We start from the raw sequence: 24,304 nt of genomic DNA on the forward strand, positions 1-24,304 counted from the left end.
CTTAGAAATAATATGTTCAGTTTTTCTATAACTTGAGGTAATAAATACACTTCAAGCAATAATGTAACAATTCAGTTTGTATTGATAGTTACAGATATTTGTGATGTTGTTAGTATTCCTCGTTCCCATGTTCTGTATGGGAACGAAAGATTAAGCAGAGACTAATTCTGAGTTTGCAAACATTGGCACAAAGTTACGATAAGCTGACAATGCTGCTTCTTTAACCGTTGCATTCACAATCGGAAAGGCGGTGAGGATGTAGCTAAATTCATCTTCGGTTAAACCGTAGAGATGTGCTACCATTCCATTGAGTTCTGCGCGGAGTTTGGCGCGTTCTGCTTCGTCGGTAACGCCTTGTTGATGGGAACCTAGACCGACTTCTTGCGCGAGTTCGTCAAATTCTGGTGTGGTGCAGATGAGTTTGGCGGCGCGTTGTACAATATCGTTGAAATTGCGATCGTTTTTTGTTAAACGTGGGACAGGTAGTTGGTAAACATAGAACATATTGCAATGTGCCGTTACCTTTTGGCGAATTATAAAATCGCAAGTAAAGCTATTCAGCACAGAAAGAACAAACAGTAATTCGTCTTGCTTTATAAATTGCTGTGACACAATTAGTGTGTTACCTGCAAAAACATTAGGTGGGATAATTCCCGCAATCATTGTACGGTTATCTGTATTTCGCGCCACATCCCTAAAACCTAAACGATAACTTTGATAATCTACCTTTTGACCGTTATCATTTTCATTGCGTTTTAATAAAGCTTTTCTCCCTCCCTGTTCATCTACCCAATATCTCGGTTCCGCATATAGATGAGTGAACTGATGAATCATCTTGCCTTCATATAATGGCAATCTTCCTTTAAAAGGCTGTTGTTTGAATAAATGACTATCATTCGTCATGTCAAATTCACGGGTTAAGCGCAAATTCCACTTCCCTTCAATTTTTTCACCCAGTAAGGGGAACTTAAGCATTTTGTCAGCTATGCGGATATCAACCTCATTCTTAAACTCCATTACAGAAAGCGAATCAGGTGAAAGTTTACGTATCATATCTACGTTAATCTGCAAGCTATCTTGACTAGGAAACATTTGAAGTTCTTGCACATCATGACGCATAAACGCAGATGGAAAATCAGTTGTTGTACTATCTTTAAGAAAAGTAAGAACAACTATTTTAAAACTGCGATGAACCCCTTCAAAGATTTCCTTACGGTTTTCAAGACAGAATAAACCAGTAACTTTAGTTTGACTAAACAACATCTCCCGCAATTGCTTAGTCCCCAAATCAGTGTAAATCCCACTAGGAATTACAATTCCGCACTCACAGCCTGAACGCAAAAGATTAAAACACTGTTCTGTAAACAGCTTATAGAGATTAATATCCGTACCTGCTTTTTTACCATTCACAATAGAAATCTGATTTTTATACTGTTCAGATGAACGATAATAAGCGCTGACATAAGGATATTGACTTTGATATTCTAACCAAGCACTGGCAATTATTGGATTTTGTAATAGTTTATTCTGCTCTTTCTCAAAATCCTTAATATCCATCTTGTTCTTCGTCACCAGTTCATTATGCTGTGCAAAGAACTCTTTCGCCTGTGGCTTAAATATCTCCCACGGCGGATTAGTGATAATTGCATCAAAACCGCCACGTTTTAAAACCTCGTTAAAATGATAACCCCAGTGAAACGGCTTCAAAGCTGCAATATCCTCAACCTTCAAAACCCGCTTCTGTGATTTTCCAGTTAACTGAACCTCTTCATACTTGATACCCAAACGCTTACTAAACTCATCCAACAGCAAAAGATTTAACTTTTCTTGCGATTTTTTGTTGAGTTGTTCAATATTTTTGCGGAGGTGTTTCAATCGAGTATCTTGAGGTGTATCTGTATCTGGTAAAGCTTTCGGTAAAAAAGCGTGTTTTTTGTACAACTCAACAGATTTATTCTTTTCTTCTAAAATTTGCTTATAATTATCTGCGGCTAAAGACTGTAATAGATTTCCTTGTAGTGAATTTCCCACCGCATCAAAAGCAGTATCATCTACTTTAATTAAACCAATCAGCGAATTACCCGCCATAATATTAAAATCAATATTAGGCAATGGTTCTAACTCTTCTACATCGTTAGCAGAAGAAACTAACGCTAAGAAAAGACGCAGTTTCGCAATTTCCGTTGCTTCCTCCATGATGTCTATACCATAGAGGTTATCAGAAACAATCCGTTTTTTGATAAAATAAGGTAGTGACGGATGTAAATTTTCTATATCTTCAAGCTTATTTTTGAGAGTGTCATCACCCATCAATTTAATTGTTCCGAACACCGCGCTGTAAACTTGAATTAGCGTCTTCATCGCCGCCACAAGAAAAGCACCAGAACCGCAAGCTGGGTCAAGAATTGATAAATTAGGAAGAATATCATCCATTAGTAGACGACAAACATTTGTATCCAGCTTAATGAGAAGTTCGTTGATATCCTCAAATGGCTTATACTGATCAGACAGCGCATCATTCACGCGGTCTACAATTAACTTGTGGATAGTTCTATCACAGAGATATTCTGTAATTTGTGGTCTAGTATAATAGGCTCCAAAAGCTTTTTGGTTAATATATTTCTCAAAAATATATCCTAAGACATCGGGATTGATCTCATCGTCTTTTCCTTCTGGTGTATCATCTAGATTCCAAGAATAACGCCCAAATAAATCTAGAACTTGCTCAAACGCCTCATCAACTATAGAAATATCATACTTATCTTCAATATGATGCTTGAGAAATAGTCCACCATTTAGGTATTTAACCTTTCCTACCAATTCTTGTACAGATAAATCGCGTTCAATTTCAGGTTTAGCAAAGCTTTCAAAAAACAAAGCCTTGAGAAATTCATCATAAAAATGATTTTCACTTTTCTGTTTGCTTTGCTCAAGCTTATTTTGCAGATAATTTAAATCCTCGTTATCAATAAAACCCTTACGCTGGAGAAAATAAACAAACATCAGGCGATTCAGAATTACCGACGTATACCAACGCCTATCTATTTCGTTATCAATCCCTTTCACAAACAGCAAAAACTTCTGGTGTTACTCTTGAAATTCCTTGTAAAACTTCTTAGTTACTGGCTCAACATCGAAACTGCGTTGTAGTTTATAAGCAATTTCTACAACAGTTGGTTCTCCATGTTCTAATTCAGTAATATCAATGACTAAAGAACCAAGTTTACTTAAAAATAAGTCTCCGGGTTGACCTTTTACATATAAATGGTCACGAACGAAAGTTTTACTTCCTTCTCTTTTTACCCAATACCAAAGACTACGTGTGCGTTCTTCCGTAACAAAGATGAGTAGATTTTGAGCTATTAGTTTAGTAATTTCTTGATGAACAGTAACTCTAACTTTAGCTTCTGGTATGTTCCCATCTGCTGCGGTGACTTCAAAGATTGCAACACCTGAAAGTTCAGCAATTTTTTGGTATTGATAGGTTTTGTTATCAAATTTTAAAGTAACAGCTTTTTGTCTGGAAGGTTTAGACCAACCTAATTCTTCTATAAATAAATTACTAAATTGGAAGTTAGAAAGTAAATCGCGTGTTCGTTGAAAATTAAGCGACATAATTTACCATGCTTGAAAAATAAAAAGCAAGCATGGTAAATTTGCCATTCAGAAAATAAATCTGTGGCTTTAAAAATTAAGTCTGCGCTGGCGGACTTGAATAAACCCTGTTTATAGGAGTTAAATTTTTACCATGCTTTTTATACTTTATAAATCCTTTATATTTAATTAGGCTGAGAAATTATACGGAAAAATTATCAATTTATCTGAACGTCGCCTGTATTTGTGCAGCCATGATTTTTAATTGTTAAGTATATTTGCTGATTACTTTATCAAAACGCCGAATTGCTTTATAAAAATGCCTGTTTACTTTCTCAAAATACTGAAATGCTTTCTCAAAAGAAGCTTTGACTTACTCAAAAGAAGCTTTTGCTTTCTAATTTTGGTGTTTTCCGCAAGCAAAAGAAGCTTTGACTTACTCAAACTCCAGTTTGCTTTCTAATTTTGGTGTTTTCCGTAAGCAAAAGAAGCTTTGACTTACTCAAACCCCAGTTTGCTTTCTAATTTTGGTGTTTTCCGTAAGTAAAAGAAGCTTTGACTTACTCAAATCCCAGTTTGCTTTCTAATTTTGGTGTTTTCCGTAAGTAAAAGAAGCTTTGGCTTACTCAAACCCCAGTTTGCTTTCTCATTTAAGTGTTTTCCACAAGCACACCCTACACCTCGTGATATAATATTGTACCGCATCTGAATGGGAACCGCTATAGAATTTTTAAATGGTATAGCAACAAACTGATGACTGAGGAACTGGAAAGAGCAGATAATGATAGCCCGTGGAAAGAAATTTTAGAAGCTTACTTTCCCCAAGCAATGCAATTTTTCTTTCCCCAAACAGCAAAAATAATTAATTGGGAACGTCCCCACGAATTTCTCGATAAGGAATTTCAACAAATAGCCCGCGAAGCAGAACTTGGTAGGAGATATGCAGATAAATTAGTTAAAGTCTGGCAAATTCAAGGACAAGAAATTTGGCTATTAATCCATATAGAAATCCAGGCAAAATCAGAAGACACCTTTGCAGAAAGAATGTTTTCCTACAACCTGCGAATTTTTGACAGATTTGGGAAACCTGCCATAAGTTTGGCGATTTTGTGCGATACAGACCCGAAATGGCGACCCAATCAATATAGTTATAATTATCCCAATACCAGACTTAACTTTGAATTTGGAACTGTCAAGCTGCTGGATTATCAAAATCGTTGGGCAGAATTAGAAGCCAGCGACAATCCATTTGCAACTGTAGTAATGGCGCATTTGAAGACGCAGCAAACAAGTAAAAAGCTAGGAGAACGCAAAGCTTGGAAATTTAGCTTGATTCGCCGATTGTATGAATTAGGATTGCAAGAAAAAGATATTCGTAACCTTTATCGGTTTATTGATTGGGTTATGATTTTACCAAAAGCCTTGGAAGCAGAATTTTGGCAAGAGTTTAAGCAATTTGAGCAGGAGCGGACTATGAGCTACATTACCACAGGCGAGCGCATTGGTTACGAACGGGGAAAACAAGAACAAGGACAAACACTCGTATTACGACTGCTACAAAAACGGGTAGGAGAGTTACCACAAGAGGTTCGGGGGCGCATTCAAACTCTTTCTCTAGAGCAATTAGAAGCACTTGGCGAGGCTTTATTGGATTTTACAGCCATTCAGGATTTACTTAACTGGTTGGAAGCAAATCAAACAGTTTAATTTTTAAAATCCAGTAGGGTGCGTTACGCCAAAGGCTAACGTACCCTAGCATTTATATATTGATTTACTATTTAACCTTTAACCAACTAAATATATCTGCTGGCGTAATTTGCCAATCTGTCAATACATCAAGAACAGCCAATTTATCATTATTATATTTTACTTCTGGCAATTTATTAGGTTGAAATACCATTACCGATTTATCGTTAGAATCAATAAACCAGCCTAATTTGGTACCATGATTAATACAGAAAATAATTTTATCAATCACCCGGTTAGGAAATTGATCAGGTGATAAAATTTCAATTATCCAATCTGGATAAGTTTCAAACTTATTGGCAATTTCTCCATCTTCATCAACAATAAGTCGTGACCACTCAAATACAGCAATATCTGGAACTAAAGAACGTCCTCCAAATGTGCAGCGTAATTCAGTTAACGCTAAAGCTTAACTTTTCAGTCGTTCATAACTGCGGAACCTTGCACCTGATGGTCGTCCTAATTGACCACCTGCATTTTTTTCTTCTTCAGCAATCAATTCAGCACCCTTTTTGACTAACTCGTGATGCTGTTTGTCTCTGGGTATAGCTGGGGTAGATTCTTCACACGCCGCCACCCGAAGCACTGCTAATTGTGATTGAGTAACGCTATTTCCATTGCAGTCAACATAAATCAAAGAATCATTTCCCTCGGTGGTTTTCATATAAAGCAATACTCCCTCTGGTTGCACAGGTTGCGGAGTATGGGCGCGGGTAGAATAAACCACATTTTCCATTTCTTCAATCGTCTTTTTCAAGCCCGGATTACCATCGGTGGCTTTTTTCCAAATTTGAAATGCTTCTGATGTTAAATCAACTTCTGTATCTTCCTCGCCATCTAAAACTCCAGATTTCTCGTTGTAGAGGTCGAGAATTATCCGTGCATCATCATCTTCAAAAAATGCTTCATCAGTTCCCACCACTTCAGCATTTTCTTGCAGTCGTTTGCGGAGTCGCCCCCGCAAATTAATAATGCGTTCTACTCCCTCGGCTGGTAAAAAAGAATAACAGAGAATTTTATCAGCATTTTGTCCAATGCGGTCTACTCTTCCGGCGCGTTGAATTAAGCGAATAATCGCCCAAGGTAAATCCCAATTGACGATAATTGCACAATCTTGCAAATTATGACCTTCACTCAAAACATCGGTAGCGATTAAAATACGCAACTCATCTGATGATGAAATTTGCTCACGTTTTCCATTACTCACAGGGCTAAATCTTCCCGTCATTACTGTCGGGTCTTTAGATTGACCTGTCACCCCTGCTACATGAGTAATTTGACTCGACTGCAAATTGTCTGCAAGGTAGCGGACTGTATCAGCAAACTGGGTGAAAATTAGTACTTTATCTTTGGGGTGAGTTTCTGTTAATAGTTTGATTAAAGCAGCAAGTTTTTCATCTTTTTGAGGATTCCACTCACCACACTGTTGCAGGACATTAATAAGTGCTTTGGCATCCTCTAGCAAATCCCGTTTCAGCTTTTTAATATCAAAAAGTGTAGACCGCAACCACTTAAATCGCCGTTGATATCGAGTTGTATATTCTTGGTAAATCGATTCTGCTCTTTGACGAAAAAGCTTTTCTTGACTTTTCACATAATCTGGAAAACCTCTCTCTTGCAAGGAGAGAGGCTTTGAATTCTCCCCATTCCCTAGTAGGGAATGGGGTTGAGGGGTTAGGTCAAAATCATCTTCTTCCGTTTCTGTATCAAACAAAGCTGCTGCCACAGAATCAGCATCTTCATCATTATTAGTTGTATCTAATAACTCTGCTTCCTGAGTTCCAATCGGAATATCAAGCCCTTGCTCTAAAAACTTCATCACTGGGTAAGCTTTGCATCCCAATTAGCAAACGACAACAAGCATTTTCACTACCAACATACTGTTCGATTAAATCATCAATTCTTCGCCAACCTCTCAGGTTGAAGTAGCCAACACAAAAATCTGCCCGATAAGAGATTTTGAGGGTTTCTCGTAAAATCGGTAGCAGTTGTAAATCTATGTTGTCAAAAATGCGGGGCATTATTTAAAACTCATAAATATTTTGTACATCTGTTATATAAGTAAAAAATTTTTCTAGCCAGATTAGTGAAGAGTGCATTCTTCTTGGCGTTCTTGGCGACTTGGCGGTTCGATAAATTTTTGAACGAACCGCCAAGCCGCCAAGAACGCCAAGGAAGAGAAGGAAGAAATTTTTAACTGAACTAGTTTTACCTAATGCTATAAAAAAAGAGCAGTTGCACTGTAATGCAACTGCTCTAAAAACTAACTACTTAAATAGATATTTTCTACCTATCCACAGACCCCATAATTACGTCAACACTACCGAGAATCACCACAATATCTGCAACTTTCATTCCGCGCAGTAAATGTGGGACAATCTGGAGGTTGTTGAAATCTGCTGCGCGAATCTTCCAACGTGCAGGAAAGACATTATCATCGCCAACTAAATAAATTCCCAATTCACCTTTGCCACTTTCTACACGGGCGTAGATTTCACCCTTGGGCATCTTGAAAGTTGGGGAAACTTTTTTGCCGATGAATTGATAATCAAATGCGTCCCACTCTGATTTTTTACCTGCCGCTAAACGCTTGGCTTCCAGATTTTCGTAAGGGCCGCCAGGAAGTCCTTTAATTGCTTGGCGAATAATCTTCACAGATTCGCGCATTTCCCGCATCCGCACTACGTAACGGGCAAAGCAATCACCGGCGGTTTCCCACTGCACATCCCAGTCGAAATCGTCGTAACATTCGTAATGGTCAACTTTCCGCAAATCCCATTGCACGCCAGATGCGCGTAACATGGGGCCAGAAAGTCCCCAGTTAATTGCTTCTTCACGGGTGATAGTACCAAGTCCCTCAACGCGTCGCCGGAAGATGGGGTTATCGGTTACTAAGCGTTCATACTCATCAATTTTGGGTAATAAGTACTCGCAAAATTCCAGACACTTATCTACCCAACCATAAGGTAAATCGGCTGCTACCCCACCAACGCGGAAGTAGTTGTTATTTACCATCCGATAACCTGTAGCCGCTTCCCACAAATCATAAATCATCTCCCGTTCCCGAAACTGGTAGAAGAAGGGAGTTTGTGCGCCTACGTCAGCAAGGAAGGGGCCAAACCATAGCAAGTGGTTAGCGATACGGTTCAACTCCAGCATGATGACGCGGATGTAGCTAGCGCGTTTGGGGACAGCAACACCTGCAAGCATCTCTGGGGCGTTAACAGTGACGGCTTCGTTGAACATTCCCGCCGCGTAGTCCCAGCGACTAACGTAGGGAACGTACATTACATTAGTGCGGTTCTCGGCGATTTTTTCCATTCCCCGGTGCAAATAGCCGATAACTGGTTCACAGTCAACAACATCCTCGCCATCCAGAGTCATGATTAGCCGCAGAACCCCGTGCATTGAGGGGTGGTGTGGCCCCATGTTTAGCACCATTGGTTCAGTGCGGGTTTCTAGTCTGGTCATAGATTTCGTGTTCTCCGTTCGTGAAAATTTTGAATTGAATCGCCCAGATGCCAACCACAGCCGATTTATCTAGTCTGCCAAAATGAGGTTTGTAGGGGCAATCTATATAAATTTGACTCTACAGGGTTATGTTGGAGAGAGGATAGCAGCCGAGGAGTTGTAATTGATGTTTCATTTCGTTGCACCTCTTCAATTATTATAGGGAAGCTTGATATGCAAGGGATTGAGGCACAGGTTTTTTTCATCTAATCTCTTTTTGCATTGAAAATCCTGATGTTACGGATTGGGAATTGGGAATGGGTGTTAAATAAGACTTATGTATAAGTAGGAAAATTGAACCACAGAGGACGCAGAGGACACAGAGGAATAAGAGTTTAAGAGGTTTTTGGTGTAAGTCTTACCAAATATAAACAAAAATAAAATTAAAGATGAAATCAGATTTACAAACACCGCTAGATTTAGAAGAACTGGCTTTTTCTCATATTTCCGTTTTGGGACGGGAAGTAATTGAGGGTTTGGCGGTGCGTCCAGGTGGACATTATTTAGATGTAACGTTAGGTGGTGGTGGTCACAGTCGCTTGATTTTAGAAGCTGCTGCCGATGTACGGGTAACGGCAATTGACCAAGATGAGGATGCTTTAGCAGCAGCGAGGAAAGAATTAGCAGAGTTTGGCGATCGCATACAATTTATTTATAGCAATTTTGCTGACTACGAGTTTCCCCCTAACACTTTCGATGGTATTTTAGCCGATTTGGGGGTGAGTTCTTACCATTTAGATCAAGCAGAACGAGGTTTCAGCTTTCGCCAAGCTGCAAATTTGGATATGCGAATGGATCGAGGGCGATCGCTAACTGCTGCTGATGTGATTAATAATTGGGATGAAGCAGAATTAGCAGATATTTTCTTTAAATACGGTGAAGAGAGATTATCGCGGCGCATTGCTCGTCGGATTGTCGAACGGCGACCGTTACACACGACTACAGAATTGGCTGATGCGATCGCTTCTTCAGTTCCCCCCAAATACCGTTATGGCAGAATTCACCCCGCTACCCGTGTTTTTCAAGCTCTGCGAATTGTCGTCAACGATGAGTTAAAATCTCTAGAAACCTTTTTGGATAAAGCACCCAATGCCCTTGTCCCTGGTGGCAGAATTGCAATTATCAGTTTTCACAGTCTGGAAGACCGCCCGGTGAAACATGGTTTAAGAAATTCACCTTTATTAAGGGTATTGACAAAAAAACCAATTATTGCTCAAGAAGAAGAAATTAGTCAGAATCCGCGATCGCGATCGGCCAAACTGAGAATAGCCCAAAAGGCACTGTAACTACAATGCAGCCTTAAACTGCTCCATCTCAACGATCTGTTAATCTAGCGTTGTTGAGGAGTTAAAAAATAGTAGATGGAAATTAGTAATCTGTTTACAGCAGGTGGCATAGTAATGTGGCCTCTGCTGGGGTTTTCTTTGTTAGGTGTGGCGCTGATTATTGAACGTATCATCTTTTGGGTAAGGATAAATAATCACCAAAATAAAGTAGTGCGAGAGGTACTACAGCTTTATCGCCTTGATAATGTAGTTGGTGCTTTAGATAAGTTGCAGAAAAATGCTGATTTACCGATTGCTCGAATTTTTTTAGCAGCTTTAGAATTAGAAGAGCCGACACCAGAGGAATTTCGTTTGGCATTAGAAAGTGAAGCCCAAGGCGAACTCCCCTTACTCAAGCGTTCGCAAAATATTTTTGAGACAATTATTGGTCTTGCGCCCCTGTTGGGACTTCTAGGAACTGTTTTGGGATTAATTAACTCTTTTGCCTCTCTAAATATCGGAGATGTGGGAGGTACTAAAACAACAGGTGTAACATCTGGAATTAGTGAAGCTTTAGTATCCACAGCATCAGGGTTGGTAGTGGCAATTTTTACACTATTATTTGCTAATACCTTCCGAGGACTCTACCAGCGCCAAATTGCCTGGATTCAAGAATATGGTGGACAGTTAGAATTACTCTACCGCCGTCGCTACGAAAGAGGAGATAAATCTTATGTGCCTAGCAGATGAAGCAGAACTGGATAATGTAAATTAGTAATCGGTAATTGGGATTAGTTCACTAATTGTTACCGATTTTTCTCTACATTTTTTGGCTCTAATAATATTCTAAAATGACGAATAGGTTTTTTCGCTACAGTTTTTGAGGAAATATTCCATGACTATTTGGGTAAACGAGCAAATTGATCCGTCTGGGATGATTCATGCCTGTATTGCGACTTGTAATGAATCTCAAGCCAAAGATTGCCATGATTCATTTCAGAATAATTTGACCGAGACGCAAAAGGCAGCAGGTTGGGTAGCGCAATTGCGGACAGTTAATTCTTGGGATGAAGTGCCGGTGAATTCTTTAAAACTCAATTAATTGAGTGCTATCGAAAGTAGACTGCATAGCTTATAACGATTCCAGCAAAGGTAAGGTACAGAAAAAAACAACCAACCATAGATGAATATGAATCCTCGTAGGGTTGCATAGCTAACTGTGTAACCCTACTGCAAATTCTCTTAGATGGAAGTTATTTTTTGGGATTTTGATCGAAGAGATATTAAGAGCGTAGGCGTAGCCCGTTATATGCATCGCTTGTCTACCACAAGCTGCACTTATGCCAATGCTGATAGCGATCGCAGCAAATCATGTTACAACAGGTTAATAAAGGATAAAATTCGGATTAAAATTCTCAAGTTATTAGCAACTGCTGACAAAAAAAGCAATATATTAGAGAAAATTGATGATTTTTTGGAACTTTTAAGAGCTATTATCTATACCGGAGATTAAATTAGAAAACTTGCATAAACCGAATCAATTTAGTGAACTATCCCAAGGTTTACATTTCGGAGCAAGCCTGTCCCATTAATTTAGTTGGTGAAACGGGACAAGCGGTTCAAATTTCAATTCATCCTCCCAGTCAATATATCTGTGCCAACTGCGAACGGATATTACCAGATTGGAAACGGCAGCCATTTTTACGAGTAGTGATTGTGTTACAACAATCGCGTTATCAACTAGTCGAAAAGACAGCAGAAGTAGAATCAGAGAAAGAACGCCTGCGAGAAAAGTTTATGAGATTTGGCTGTGATTTAGCATTTAATCTGCGCGATCGCGGCTATTTAACAGACTTAATCGACCCTCGTACAGGCTATCCTTTGCTGTCTCATCCTGGAGCAATCCCTCACGATGACACAGCAGTTGTCAAAGCTTTGCTCAACTATCCAGTGATTAAAAATCAATGCCGTGTATTAATTCATCCCGATTGGGGTGCAGCAGTTTATCCTAGTATCTTGATATCAGAAGCTCCGCCAATTGTGATCGAATGGGTTACAAAAGGCATAGCATCCATGCATGGATGGAAAGAAATTGATTATTAGTCATTGGTCATTTGTCATTGGTTATTTCTTCCTTATCCCTTCATATATATTGGAAATGAGGAGAATAAAAAACAAGCATCATAGAATTTGTGTCTTTAGACAACAACTTTTTCCAGGAAGCTAAGACAGTCGAAGCCTCTAATAGTGCGGCTTACTACTTTCCTCTGATGAGTGGACGCTACGAAGTCAAGCCGGGGATGATGGCTTTTGGTTCCTGTTTTGGTAACATTCAGGCTGATCAGCAGGTATTTCAAATTGATGATAATTTTGCCCACTACCGTCAGGCTAAACTTTTAGCTCGTGGCGAACGGTTGAGCAAATACTACCAAACCTGTAATTATTCTAAAACTGTGGCAGGTGCGATCGCTCGTTTAATAATTAATCGCCTCATCCAAGAACACCCACAGCATTTTCACTACCAAAAGTCAATAGATAACACTCTGAAATTCCACAGCCAACTTACCAAAGAAACTCTCTATTTAGATGCAGAGTTGCAGTTACAGCAAGTTGAGGGTAGTTCTGTTGTTCCAGCTTACGCCTCTACCCTTGATGCACTTGCAGCACAGGTACAAGAAGACTTGACAATTATCTGTCGTTCTGATGATGGTAGCAACTGGCTGGGTGCAGTTCATCTCTGCTATCCCAACCACTGGTCAGCTGAAGAGAAAATTGGTAAGGATTTCGCCACAATTCATGCACCTGTGGCTGGGATGGAAAAAATTAATCGGCGTGCAGGTGCGATCGCTCATACAATGATTACCCACAAACCGATGGTGCGCTTTGCTTGGGGTTTGAGTACCGATACCCGCCTTAACCACCATCCCAAATCACCGTCTGGTGTGTCAGTTGAACAATGGCAAGGTAGAAACTTTGATCCGCAGCATCCCAGACTTTATCTGCGAATTGAGCGCCAAGTAATTTGGGGGCTACCAGAGTATGAAGCAGCGCTGTTTACTATTCGTACTTACTTTAGAGATTGTGCTTTAGTGAGAAAAAACCCGGTGTTACGGTCTAAATTGCGTGAGGCAATCGAATCTATGACACCGGAATCTCTAGTTTATAAAGGCTTGGCAGAGAGCAAAGCCAATATTTTGCAGTGGCTGATGTCTACAGAAATTATCTGATATCTGCCCTCAACTATTTTTCGGTCGTCGCAATTGCTGCGAACCAATTGGGCCGAGAATTTGGTTAAGGCTACGCAATTGCTCTGCTGTACCCATACCAATTAACCGATCGCCTGGCATTAAAACCGTATCGCCAGTGGGGCCACCAATTAAAGTCCCATCAAGGCGGCGAATTGCCAGAACTAATGCCCCAGACTGCGATCGCAATCTCGCTTTTTGCAAACTTTGACCGACAAAGGGACAGAAAGCCGGGTCGAGTAAAAATTCTTCCATATACAATTGGCGGTCTGCACCTGTCAAAATCCCGTCTACAAAGTCCAATACTTGAGGTCTAAGAGCCGCAGCAGCCATGCGCTTGCCACCAGTAATATAGGGAGATATGACTTCATCTGCACCACCGCGTCGTAACTTCTGCAAAGCTTCTTCTGTACTTGCCCGGGCGATCACCCGAATTCCTGTATTCAGTGTTTTGGCTGATAAAACAATATATAAATTTTCGGCATCTGAAGGGAGTGCGGCAACGATACACATCGCCCGTTCAATGCCGACTTTCAGAAGTGTATCATCTAGGGTAGCATCACCTTGATATGCCGTGTAACCTTCTGCCTGTGCCCTTTGTACAGATTCCATCTCCGAATCAATCACTACAAAAGGTACATCTTCTGCCCGAAATTCCTTGGCAATTTGACGACCAGTCCGGCTAAATCCACAAATGATGTAATGTTCTGTTAGGGATTCCATTAACCGCCTCTGTTGCTGTAGCCGAATTCCTTGTTGAAAGTAGCCTTGAATGATCGCTTCTGTAAATCTGTTGACAATGTAACCGATATTCATTACACCCAACAAAATCAGGGCAATGGTAAACAATCGTCCTCTGCTACCCAGTGGGTGCGTCTCACTATATCCCACAGTTGCGAGAGTGATCACTGTCATGTAAGCTGCATCTTCCCATGCCCAGCCCTCCACTAGTGAATACCACAAAGTGCCAATTAGGAAAACACCACCAAGAGCGATCGCCCCAGCCATTAACTCCTTTTGGATACGTTGATATTTTTGCTCAAGTGTTGAGAATGACGTAAAAATAGTACTTTTAGCCTACTTTTTCTAGTTTTGTACTAACTTTATCGCATTTGTGGTTTTTAGTACATTTAAACTATAAATTATCCAGCGATGAAAGGTCACTCTTGGAAGCCGCCACCGTAGGCGATCGCTCTTCTTTAGCCTAAAGTCTAGTAGTAAATCACCATATTGTACTGTGTAGATATTAGCTGCAAAATAGATAACTAGAGATGATTTCTGCTGTTGTTCGACCTCTAAATTTGGTAGTTAGTTTGCTGCTATCTTGTTGTTTATTGCTGACAAGCTGTCACCCGACACAGATGAAAAGCAAAGCATCTCAGGTAGCTCAATTAGTTCTAGTTTCGTTAAGTGATCCGACTACTTTTAACTATGCCATTAATGACTCTCCATACAGTGTTTTTTCTCTGATTTACAAGGGATTGATCGATGAGAATGTTATGACTAGTAAGTTAGAGCCAGGACTGGCAGAATCTTGGCCAATCTCTGCTGATAAAAAGCAAATTATTTTTACTTTAAAAACAGGATTGAAATGATCAATCAAGAATTGATGCCGCAGTTCAAATTCAACAAGACTTCAGTGAAATTGGTATCAAAGCAGATATGCAGGTAGTCAGCTTTAACGTAGTATTGCAAAAGCTGCTCTCTCGTCGAGATTGGGATTGTTATGTCGGTGCGTTTGGTGTTCCCGGTGCAGATGTTGAACCTAATCTTCTATCTTTATTTTGGACTAGTCAAGGCTCATTTCATCAATTCAACCAAGGTGCGCTACCAGCAAAATCCCCACTTAAAGGATGGGTAGTTTCTGATTGGAAAAGAGAAATTGACAGTCTTTTCCGTGCAGGATTTAAAGAACTAGATGAAACCAAGCGCAAGGCGATTTATGGCAGATTTCAACAAATAGTTGCTGAACAGTTGCCAATATTCTGCCTTGTAAATCCAATCTCGTTTCAGGCAGTGCGTGAACGCGTCAATCCCATCAATTTTTCTGCCTTGGGGCCAACTTTTTGGAATATTGATGAACTGAAAATAACAGAAAAATAACTATAGCAGTCCTAAATCATTTGTGAAAATTATATATATCTTTTTTCTTTCTTATCTTTGTGTCCTTGGTGGTTCGTTTCCTCATCTATATTTTTCACGACTCATTTAAGATTGCTATAATTCATAACTCTCTTAACTTTTTGGCAGTTTTCCCGCACACAGCAAGGCGAATTTCGCCATGTGTCCTAGCGCGTCAAAAGCGTAGGTTAGTATTTAACGAGTCAGGCTTGGACATTAGTGAGAAATCTACCCAGACGGGCTGCGCCTACGCAAATTGCCTGTTGCTCAAGCGTTGAGTACAAAATTTTTTCATCACCGCCATGTTTTTGAGGTCACATAAGCGTTAGTTTAAGAAGAAGTACGAGTTGTGCTAAATAAAAAGTATTTTTTAGGGATTTCTAGGAAACTAGTAAATAACTATATAATGAAAAACTTTCAGGAGGAGCGGTAGTGAGCCTACAAACTCTCGTTGACCAAGCCACCATCCCCCCAGATTCAGGGTCTGTAGCATCTAGTCCCTTTGATACAGATAGCTTTAATGAAGCTGTCATGTCTACCTACGGCCGGTTTCCCTTAGCCTTAGAACGGGGCGCTGGATGCCGGGTTTGGGATACACAGGGACAAGAATATCTGGACTTTGTAGCGGGAATTGCCACTTGTACTTTAGGACATGCCCACCCAGTGATGGTAGAAGCGGTAACACGCCAAATTCAGAAGCTGCATCACGTTTCTAATTTGTACTACATCCCTGAACAAGGTGAATTGGCAAAATGGCTTGTTGATCATTCCTGTGCCGATCGCGTATTTTTCTGCAACTCTGGAGCAGAAGCTAATGAAGCTGCAATTAAACTGGCGCGGAAATATGCCCACACAGTATTAGAAATTGAAAAACCGATTATTTTAACCGCCAATGCCAGTTTCCACGGACGGACTTTGGCAACGATTACCGCAACTGCACAACCGAAGTATCAAAAATATTTTGATCCCTTGGTTCCTGGTTTCCACTACGTAAATTACAACGATATTAACGCTGTGGAAGTGGCGATTAGTGAGTTGGATGAAGGCGATTATCGGGTAGCGGCGATTCTGATTGAGCCATTGCAGGGAGAAGGCGGTGTGCGTCCAGGAGATGTTGCCTATTTCCAAAAGCTCCGGCAAATTTGCGATGAAACTGGCATTTTATTGATTTTCGATGAAGTGCAAGTTGGTATGGGACGCAGTGGCAAATTATGGGCTTACGAACATCTTGGTGTTGAACCGGATATTTTCACCAGTGCTAAAGGCTTAGGTGGCGGTATCCCCATCGGCGCAATGATGAGCAAAAAATTCTGTGATGTTTTTCAACCAGGGGAACATGCCAGCACCTTTGGCGGAAATCCTTTTGTATGTGGTGTAGCACTCAGTGTTTGCCAGACATTGGAACGGGAAAATATTTTACAGAATGTGCAAGATAGGGGTGAACAATTGCGATCTGGATTGCAGGCGATCGCAGCTAAATATCCTCAGCACATTGGCGAAGTTCGTGGCTGGGGTTTAATCAACGGTTTGGACTTGCGAGCCAACATTGAGCTAACGGCAGCCGATGTTGTCAATGCTGCCATCAAGGAGGGTGTATTGCTTGTACCAGCGGGGCCAAAAGTAGTCCGGTTTGTGCCACCGCTAATTGTCCCAGAGGCAGAAGTAAACACTGCCTTAGAAGCTGTGGATCGAGCGATCGCAACTCTCACAGCTTAAATAATCAAAAAGTACATCCGTAGGGGCACGGTATGCCATGCCCCTACACATTGCGATATAGTTTTGTACTGCATCTTAATGGGAACCGCTATAAGTCTTTGTGCTTATCCCTCGCTTTTTCTGACTTTTATTTTAATTTTTACTAAAACAATTGATTTTTTGAGCTATGTATGTTGTATTGCTATCCCCGCGTTCTCTTCATTCTGGGGAAATTTCCCGATAAGCTTGGCGACACTGCTCATAATTGTCTGGCAAAATTTCGGCATTACCAAAACATAATTGCTCGTGAGTGGTAATTAAAGTTTCATAAGGCTGTATAGGAGTCACAGAAGATCGCAGCAATTGCAGATATTCGCCATCTGTGCGGCTGAGTTTATGGGGTGCGACCGCATTTTTATCCAACTGCTGCAACATCGCTAAATAAAGACAACGGCAAGCTTCGCGGTAGTTTCCCTGACGATAAAATTGTTGCGATCGCTCCAACAAAAGGGCTATGGATGACTCATTAGAGCGAGTTTTTACGCGAAAATCATTGAGATTGCCAGTTCTATTTAGCCAAGAATATACATAAGGACTAAATTCTCGCCATAATCGCCAACCCACCCAAGCTATAAATAAGGCTAGTACTAACCAAAATAAGAATTTCAGCAATTCAACTAGCCAAGGGCTAATTGACCATCCAGTAGGTAATTTTGGTAGAGCTTGTTCAAAGCGGTAAAACTGGTATTCCCACCATTCTCCCACTTGCTGTTGAAATTGAGAAAGCTGCCAACTCCAGCTAGTTTTTTCAAAAGTATCTGTCATAGAGGGGGAGGGGGAGCAGGGGGAGCAGGGGAGGCAGGGGGAGCAGGGGGAGAAGAACTAGTATGATTAATTCATCTAATGCCCAATACCCAATGCTCCATGCCCAATTACTAATGACTAATTACTCTTGTCTTTTTTATCATTATCCAGCCGATAACAACAAGTAGCGCACCGAGTGCCAGAAATCCTAAATCCCAGGCTAACTCATTTGGGCCTGGTTTCACATGATGGACACCGAGAATTTGGTGGTCAATTAAACCTTCAACAAAGTCGAATAACCCAGTTCCAATCAGTATTGACCCAATAAAAGTCTGCGATGACCAAGGAACATCATCACGTCCTCCAGCACGCCATAGCAACATAAGCCCTATCACAGTAAATACCCAATCCAAGGTATGAAATAAGCCATCCCATACCATGTTCAAATCTATATTTGCCGTGTTGGTCAAAGGTCGAATGTTACTAAGCATGTGATGCCACTGGAGAATCTGATGCAGTAAAATTCCATCAATAAAGCCTCCAAGACCCACACCAAGAAAAATTCCAGCCGTAATTAGCGGTGCGCGTCGGTTGAGAGATTCACTATTTGCCTCCATTGTCAACCTCATAGATAGGCTTTCTCACCAAAATACAACTCTTTTGGGGGAAATATCTTCTATCTACAGGCAAGTAGGATCATTGAAATTAAATATGCATAATCCAGAACCCTTGTAGAGATTTAACACAGCTACGTCTCTATAAGGGTTCTATGTGTAATCATTCAGTTTTAATCTGCATACCCGCTTTCACTGGGTCGAAATCTTGAGGAAAATGGGTACTGCGATCGTAATCTGCTTTTTCCAACTTCGCTCTTTGTAGATCGGCTTGGCGGAAATTTGCTGACATTAACAATGCTCCCCTAAGATCGGCATCCTTTAGATTAGCTTGACTGAGATCGGCAAAGCTCAAGTCAGTTCCCCTAAGATTAGCGCCAATCAGGTTAGCTTCACTCAAGTCAGCATAACTGAGGTCAGATCCTTTCAAGTTAATGCCTTGCAAATCAGCATTACCCAGTTCTGCTTTACTAAAGTCTCGTTTTCCTGCTGCATAACTCTCTACCAGAGTGGCGGCACTATTTATGATCTCTTGAGAATTGACTTCAGGCATATAACAGCCTCACACCTTATCTCGTTATTACTTTCATGTACCCTTTTAATTACATTAGCGTAGCGGTAGCAAATTTGCGTACCCTAGGTACAAGAAAGCTACACTCAGCATCTTTTAGAAAGCGTGATGACGAATTACCTAAATGTAATACATTAGTTCTTTCTGTTCTCGGATTGCTCTGCGATCGCAAAGGTCTTGGAGTGTATATTTTTCTAAAACAGAGTTAGCAGCCTGGCGTGCTTCCTGCCAAACTTCTTGAATTAGCTCACCTTCTACCGTGTTGGGAGTCGGCTCATTACTAGAGACAGTAATATCTGACCCTTCCATGCAGCTAAAAGCATCGAACACTGTAATTTTCTGAGGATCTCGCGCCAGAACATAGCCACCTTTGGCTCCGCGTATACTTTTAATTAAACCTCCGCGTCTTAATGTTGCTAAAAGTTGTTCCAAATAGCGGTTCGGTATGTCTTGCAATGCCGCTATCTCTCGAATTTGCAGGGCTTCACCCTTAGGGTAGCAGGTCGCCAACTCTAACAAGGCTAAAAGCGCGTATTCTGATTTATTAGAAATTACCACAGGCGTAATATTTTTAACTCACACCTAAAGATACAAAATTTTCAGCCTGTTTCCCTAAGCTATTGCTAAGAAAACTTTACAATCAACTTATCATTGACCGGCTAACTCTACTTTAAAGACCTTTTAGCATAGCAGCAATTACTTTTATTTCTTGATTCGATAAATAAAAGTGATTGATTATCGTACAGTACTCTCAGTTAAAAATTGATTTAAAATTTAAGTTTGTCTTACTTCAAGCCAATTTTGTCAATGATTATTATAATTTCTTAGCGTGAAGTAATTATAGATAGGGAATGGGGAAGTCTCAATGCCCCATGCCCCATGCCTTTTAATTATAATTAGCTTTCCAGTTTGCCAAATCAGTTAACGAGCGATCGCGGTAACGTCCATAACGCTCCTGCTTACTTTTGATTTTTGCACCCAGTTCCGGAAAAATACCAAAGTTAGGTGGCATTGGTTGGAAATGCTTGGGCGAAGCGGAACTAATAAATTCCAATAACGCGCCCATCATTGTTGTTGGTGGTAAAACCAAAGGTTCTTTACCCAAAGCTAATCTTGCGGCATTAATTCCCGCCAAGCAGCCACCCGCAGCCGCAGCTGTGTAGCCTTCAGTCCCAATCAATTGTCCAGCGGCTAGCAATGTGGGACGTTCTTTAAATTGCAGGGTAGGATGCATTAGCTGGGGAGCATTGAGAAAAGTGTTGCGGTGCATTACTCCTAAACGTACAAACTCCGCTTTTTCTAAACTTGGAATTAACTGAAATATTCGCTTTTGCTCACCCCAACGCAGGTTAGTTTGAAATCCTACCATATTCCATAGTTGACCAGCTTTATCTTCTTGTCGCAACTGCACCACAGCATAAGGACGTTCCCCCGTGCGAGTATCTGACAATCCCACTGGCTTTAAGGGGCCATAACGCATGGTATCTTCCCCTCGCTGTGCTAGTTCTTCTATGGGTAAACAGGCTTCAAAAAATTTTGCCGTTTCTCGTTCAAAACCTTTAAGTTCTGTTTGTTCAGCTTTACAAAGTTCTTCCCGAAACACTAAGTACTGCTCTTTATTCATTGGGCAGTTGAGATAAGCGGCTTCGCCTTTGTCATAGCGTGATGCCATAAAAGCAATGTCACGGTTAATCGATTCTCCCACAATAATCGGACTAGCCGCATCGAAAAAGCTGAGGTATTCCATCCCCGTAAAGCGTTGCAAATCTTGGGCTAAGTCGGGACTAGTTAAAGGCCCGGTTGCTAAAACTACAATACCTTCAGGAATCGCAGACACTTCACCCCGACGGAATTCAATTAAAGGATGACTCGCTAAAGTTTCAGTTAAGTCTTGGCCAAATTGTCCTCTGTCTACAGCTAAGGCTCCACCAGCAGGAACGGCATGTTCATCAGCTTTGGAAATAACTATAGAACCCAGTTGGCGTAATTCTTCGTGCAATAATCCAGCCGCGCGATCGCTTGCCATTGCCCCAAAGGAATTACTACACACTAATTCTGCTAAATGTTCTGTATGATGAGCAGGACTAAATCGCTTTGGACGCATTTCATGGAGAATCACTGGCACTCCAGCTTGGGCTATTTGCCAAGCTGCTTCTGTTCCAGCTAGTCCACCTCCAATTACTTGTATCGGTTGTTTTTCCATAATTAAATTTTTAATTTCCATTTCTTAAGTATCTATCAGCATTACAGAAGTAAAATTAAATAAAAAGTCGTGTTGACCAGATAATCAGCGTAAAACATGGTGGAGCAACAACACCAGATAACCTCTACTATGCATATATCTTCTATAACCTGCAAAAAGAACTGATTGGAAGTTAACAATTATAAATTATCTGTATCAATTCCCTTTTCTTTGAGTTTAGCTAACAATTCTTGATAGCGATCGCGCTAATATTGATTTTAGCTATAGCATTCATAAATTAAATATGCATTACTCATAACCTTTGTAGAGACGTAGCACTGTTACGTCTCTACATTCTTTTTTACAAGACATCTATACAAGGCATTGCGCAACTAAACTGTGTCCTGTGTGAAAGAAAAGCGATCGCTATCCCCAAAAAAACTTAACATTAACCTTAGAAGAATTAATTTTTCATAAGACAAACTCATGGGTTATTACATTGCTCCCCGTTTTTTGGATAAACTTGCTGTCCACATCACTAAAAACTTTTTGAAGCTTCCTGGGGTGCGAGTACCCTTGATTTTGGGGATTCATGGACGTAAAGGTGAGGGCAAAACTTTTCAATGTGAGTTAGTCTTCGAGAAAATGGGTATCGAAGTAACTCACGTATCTGGTGGCGAATTGGAAAGTCCAGATGCAGGAGATCCAGCGCGGTTGATTCGGCTGCGCTATCGGGAAACAGCAGAACTGATCAAAGTACGCGGCAAAATGTGTGTACTGATGATTAACGATTTAGATGCTGGTGCTGGACGCTTTGATGAGGGCACTCAATATACTGTAAATACGCAGTTGGTGAATGCCACACTGATGAATATTGCAGATAATCCCACAGATGTGCAGTTGCCGGGTAGCTATGATTCCACGCCTTTAAATCGTGTGCCGATTATTGTCACAGGTAATGATTTTTCTACCCTCTATGCACCGTTAATTCGGGATGGACGGATGGATAAATTTTACTGGGAACCAGATAGAGAAGACAAGGTGGGAATTGTCAAGGGGATTTTTGAACCGGATGGATTGTCACAACGGGAAATTGAACAGCTAGTTGATACTTTTGTCAATCAGTCCATTGACTTTTTTAGCGCTTTGCGATCGCGCATTTATGACGAGCAAATCCGCAACTATATTTATAAAGTAGGTTTTGAGCAGGTATCCTTGAGTGTGGTTAACAGCACTCAAGGGCCACCAGAATTTCAAAAGCCAAATTTCAACCTGTCTCATCTCATTGAGTCTGGTAAGTTGATGGTTGGTGAACAAAGCCGGGTGGAAAATTCCCAATTGGTTGATGAGTACAACCGACTGAATCGAGGTAGAAATTCTCATCAATCTGCACCACCTGCTGTAACACCAATTAGTCAGCCATCAAATGGCGCAACTCAAGAAGCAAAAACGAATGGATTCCAGACACACCATGTATCGAGTCCACATTTGACTCTAGAGACACAAGAACAGATTCGGCAATTATTATCTCAAGGCTACAAAATTAGTATTGAACACGTAGATGAGCGCCGTTTTCGCACAGGTTCTTGGCAAAGTTGTGTTAATAGCCACATTGATGCCGAGTCTGATGCAATTTCTAATTTGGAATCAACTTTGACAAAATATAGCGGTGAGTATGTACGTTTAGTAGGTATCGATCCAAAGGCCAAGCGGCGCGTAGTGGAGACGATTATTCAGCGTCCGAATGGCAAAAATTAGTAGTCAATTAAGTTCTGACTTTTCTAGAAAGTCTCTCTCCTAAAAGGAGAGAGACTTGGAATTTTTCCTCGTTCATAATGCTCTGCATGGGAATGCATTGATTGAGTCTCTGACTCAATATCTGACTAAAAATAGAGCATCTAATTAGTTGTTCATCATGCTCTGCATAGGAACGAGAGAAAAATATACTATTCAATTTGATAGCTGAATCCTAACCTTTTAATTACAAGTATTTGCTGAAGCCGAGGTCACGGTTCTTAAATCCCCGGTAAATACAACTCTGTATGATGAATAAGGTGATGGGCCAGTGCAATTCATGGAATTTGTATTAGCACGACGGGGAGTCCACCATGACTGTGCAAGCACAGTCAAACTTGTGCCATTCCATGATAAGTTGTTGACAAGTAAAGAGTTAGTTTTTCCATCAGTCGGTTTTTTAGAAGATAAAAATGTGGCATAATTAACATTGCCATTAGCTGGATTAATCCGGGCTATAACTGCAACTTTTGGCCCACCTCCAAAACCATAGCTGGTTAACCAACGCCCAATAGCAAAGCGGCGAAAATCATTACCTGACTGGCTACCAGTGGAAGAGTAAACGCCATATAAAACATCGCTTCCATTCCAATACAATCCATAACCAGTACCATCGTCGCCGGTTGTTTCGTAATCAGTACGACACCATGCTTTTACCCCATTATTAAAGCGGATAGTTATCGGATTTTTGTTATTAGATGAGACTTGCTGATAACCAATGTAAAAACTTGTTGTTCCAGAACCTACTCTTGACGCTTTTTTAGATTTGATTGTCGCTTCACTATCATTGCAACTGAATGTTACAGCATTACCGACAGCTGGATTTGTAGTTTGGGCTAAAGCTTGAGGAGTTTTTTGTATAAGTAGTAAATCAGCTATTAATACAGCAGACAAAGAAAAACCAGCAAAAAACGTCTGTAATTTGCGCGAATAAATCATGGTATAACCCTGCCGAGAACATTGAACGAGAAACACCGTACCACTATAATCTCTAATCAGTATTTAGACAAGTAAAATTTTTTAAATCCCCATTTTATAGTGTTTTTAAGATTACGAAAATTTAAACTGGACGACACAATACATAAAGTTATATGCATGACAAGGCATGATATTAGCTGCATATACTTTTTCTTTATCAAAGAGTATCAGCGAATAAAATAAGT

Annotated in this window: 22 protein-coding genes and 2 pseudogenes; 11 read left to right on the plus strand and 13 right to left on the minus strand. The window is 40.6% G+C overall.

The window, feature by feature from the left end; all coding sequences use genetic code 11:
• Nucleotides 1–150 precede the first annotated feature (150 nt).
• Both H6G97_RS17940 and H6G97_RS52565 read right to left on the minus strand, forming a co-directional pair.
• A complete protein-coding gene (locus tag H6G97_RS17940) occupies nt 151–3,066 on the minus strand; it encodes an Eco57I restriction-modification methylase domain-containing protein (protein WP_338421753.1) in 2,916 nt (971 codons plus the stop codon).
• Nucleotides 3,067–3,087: 21 nt separating this feature from the next.
• Nucleotides 3,088–3,615 carry a hypothetical protein gene (locus tag H6G97_RS52565; RefSeq protein ID WP_242054976.1) on the minus strand — a complete coding sequence of 176 codons (528 nt, stop codon included), beginning with the start codon at nt 3,613–3,615 and terminating at the stop codon, nt 3,088–3,090.
• Between the two features lie 732 nt (nt 3,616–4,347).
• Here H6G97_RS52565 and H6G97_RS17945 point away from each other — a divergent pair.
• Nucleotides 4,348–5,301: a DUF4351 domain-containing protein gene (locus H6G97_RS17945; protein WP_190942085.1), complete on the plus strand. Its 954-nt coding sequence runs from the start codon at nt 4,348–4,350 to the stop codon at nt 5,299–5,301.
• Between the two features lie 67 nt (nt 5,302–5,368).
• Here H6G97_RS17945 and H6G97_RS17950 read toward each other — a convergent pair.
• From H6G97_RS17950 to H6G97_RS17965, 4 genes and pseudogenes are all read right to left on the minus strand, one after another.
• A pseudogene (locus H6G97_RS17950) lies at nt 5,369–5,749 on the minus strand (Uma2 family endonuclease); the annotation flags it as partial.
• Between the two features lie 3 nt (nt 5,750–5,752).
• A pseudogene (locus H6G97_RS17955) lies at nt 5,753–7,150 on the minus strand (C-terminal helicase domain-containing protein); the annotation flags it as partial.
• A complete protein-coding gene (locus tag H6G97_RS17960; protein WP_190942086.1) occupies nt 7,134–7,361 on the minus strand; it encodes a phospholipase D-like domain-containing protein in 228 nt (75 codons plus the stop codon). The pseudogene H6G97_RS17955 and the gene H6G97_RS17960, both read right to left, overlap by 17 nt.
• 265 nt (nt 7,362–7,626) lie before the next feature.
• Nucleotides 7,627–8,811, minus strand: coding sequence for an NAD(P)H-quinone oxidoreductase subunit H (locus H6G97_RS17965; RefSeq protein ID WP_190942087.1), 1,185 nt, complete (start codon nt 8,809–8,811; stop codon nt 7,627–7,629).
• 428 nt (nt 8,812–9,239) lie between these two features.
• Here H6G97_RS17965 and rsmH point away from each other — a divergent pair, with 428 nt between their 5' ends.
• The 6 genes from rsmH to H6G97_RS17995 all read left to right on the plus strand — a co-directional run bounded on the left by rsmH (nt 9,240) and on the right by H6G97_RS17995 (nt 13,342).
• Nucleotides 9,240–10,136, plus strand: coding sequence for a 16S rRNA (cytosine(1402)-N(4))-methyltransferase RsmH (rsmH, locus tag H6G97_RS17970; protein ID WP_190942088.1), 897 nt, complete (start codon nt 9,240–9,242; stop codon nt 10,134–10,136).
• 75 nt (nt 10,137–10,211) lie between these two features.
• Entirely contained in the window at nt 10,212–10,865 is a 654-nt protein-coding gene (locus H6G97_RS17975) for a MotA/TolQ/ExbB proton channel family protein (protein WP_190942089.1), read from the plus strand.
• Nucleotides 10,866–11,010: 145 nt separating this feature from the next.
• Nucleotides 11,011–11,217: a glycogen debranching protein gene (locus H6G97_RS17980; protein ID WP_190913342.1), complete on the plus strand. Its 207-nt coding sequence runs from the start codon at nt 11,011–11,013 to the stop codon at nt 11,215–11,217.
• A gap of 144 nt (nt 11,218–11,361) precedes the next feature.
• Entirely contained in the window at nt 11,362–11,628 is a 267-nt protein-coding gene (locus H6G97_RS17985; protein ID WP_190942090.1) for a hypothetical protein, read from the plus strand.
• Between the two features lie 32 nt (nt 11,629–11,660).
• Complete coding sequence (locus H6G97_RS17990; RefSeq protein WP_190942091.1) at nt 11,661–12,218, plus strand: methylmalonic aciduria and homocystinuria type D protein; 558 nt, start codon at nt 11,661–11,663, stop codon at nt 12,216–12,218.
• Between the two features lie 167 nt (nt 12,219–12,385).
• A complete protein-coding gene (locus H6G97_RS17995; protein WP_190942114.1) occupies nt 12,386–13,342 on the plus strand; it encodes a heme-dependent oxidative N-demethylase family protein in 957 nt (318 codons plus the stop codon).
• A gap of 9 nt (nt 13,343–13,351) precedes the next feature.
• Here the strand turns inward: H6G97_RS17995 and H6G97_RS18000 are convergent, their stop codons facing one another.
• On the minus strand, nt 13,352–14,368 hold the full coding sequence (locus tag H6G97_RS18000) for a potassium channel family protein (protein WP_190942092.1): 1,017 nt from the start codon (nt 14,366–14,368) through the stop codon (nt 13,352–13,354).
• Between the two features lie 353 nt (nt 14,369–14,721).
• Here H6G97_RS18000 and H6G97_RS52570 point away from each other — a divergent pair, with 353 nt between their 5' ends.
• The 3 genes from H6G97_RS52570 (at nt 14,722) to H6G97_RS18010 (ending at nt 17,197) form a co-directional block, all read left to right on the plus strand.
• Nucleotides 14,722–14,955 (plus strand): hypothetical protein, encoded by a 234-nt coding sequence (locus H6G97_RS52570; protein ID WP_242054977.1) that lies wholly within the window; start codon nt 14,722–14,724, stop codon nt 14,953–14,955.
• 67 nt (nt 14,956–15,022) lie between these two features.
• Complete coding sequence (locus H6G97_RS52575) at nt 15,023–15,463, plus strand: periplasmic substrate-binding domain-containing protein (protein WP_242054978.1); 441 nt, start codon at nt 15,023–15,025, stop codon at nt 15,461–15,463.
• Nucleotides 15,464–15,913: 450 nt separating this feature from the next.
• Nucleotides 15,914–17,197 carry an acetylornithine/succinylornithine family transaminase gene (locus tag H6G97_RS18010; protein ID WP_190942093.1) on the plus strand — a complete coding sequence of 428 codons (1,284 nt, stop codon included), beginning with the start codon at nt 15,914–15,916 and terminating at the stop codon, nt 17,195–17,197.
• A gap of 198 nt (nt 17,198–17,395) precedes the next feature.
• Here H6G97_RS18010 and H6G97_RS18015 read toward each other — a convergent pair whose 3' ends face one another.
• From H6G97_RS18015 to trmFO, 5 genes are all read right to left on the minus strand, one after another.
• Nucleotides 17,396–18,001 (minus strand): DUF4129 domain-containing protein, encoded by a 606-nt coding sequence (locus tag H6G97_RS18015; protein ID WP_190942094.1) that lies wholly within the window; start codon nt 17,999–18,001, stop codon nt 17,396–17,398.
• A 110-nt stretch (nt 18,002–18,111) separates the two neighbouring features.
• Entirely contained in the window at nt 18,112–18,597 is a 486-nt protein-coding gene (locus tag H6G97_RS18020; RefSeq protein WP_190942115.1) for a DUF2243 domain-containing protein, read from the minus strand.
• Nucleotides 18,598–18,757: 160 nt separating this feature from the next.
• A complete protein-coding gene (locus H6G97_RS18025) occupies nt 18,758–19,147 on the minus strand; it encodes an Alr5209 family pentapeptide repeat protein (protein ID WP_190942095.1) in 390 nt (129 codons plus the stop codon).
• 138 nt (nt 19,148–19,285) lie between these two features.
• Complete coding sequence (locus H6G97_RS18030; RefSeq protein WP_190942096.1) at nt 19,286–19,723, minus strand: Rrf2 family transcriptional regulator; 438 nt, start codon at nt 19,721–19,723, stop codon at nt 19,286–19,288.
• 328 nt (nt 19,724–20,051) lie between these two features.
• A complete protein-coding gene (trmFO, locus tag H6G97_RS18035) occupies nt 20,052–21,368 on the minus strand; it encodes an FADH(2)-oxidizing methylenetetrahydrofolate--tRNA-(uracil(54)-C(5))-methyltransferase TrmFO (protein ID WP_190942116.1) in 1,317 nt (438 codons plus the stop codon).
• Nucleotides 21,369–21,833: 465 nt separating this feature from the next.
• Between trmFO and H6G97_RS18040 the strand changes: the two genes are divergently transcribed.
• Nucleotides 21,834–23,105 (plus strand): RuBisCO small subunit-like domain-containing protein, encoded by a 1,272-nt coding sequence (locus H6G97_RS18040; RefSeq protein WP_190942097.1) that lies wholly within the window; start codon nt 21,834–21,836, stop codon nt 23,103–23,105.
• Nucleotides 23,106–23,324: 219 nt separating this feature from the next.
• Here H6G97_RS18040 and H6G97_RS18045 read toward each other — a convergent pair whose 3' ends face one another.
• Complete coding sequence (locus H6G97_RS18045; protein ID WP_190942098.1) at nt 23,325–24,080, minus strand: hypothetical protein; 756 nt, start codon at nt 24,078–24,080, stop codon at nt 23,325–23,327.
• Between the last annotated feature and the right edge of the window lie 224 nt (nt 24,081–24,304).

The sequence above is a fragment of the Nostoc flagelliforme FACHB-838 genome (assembly GCF_014698065.1).
Lineage (GTDB): Bacteria > Cyanobacteriota > Cyanobacteriia > Cyanobacteriales > Nostocaceae > Nostoc > Nostoc flagelliforme_B.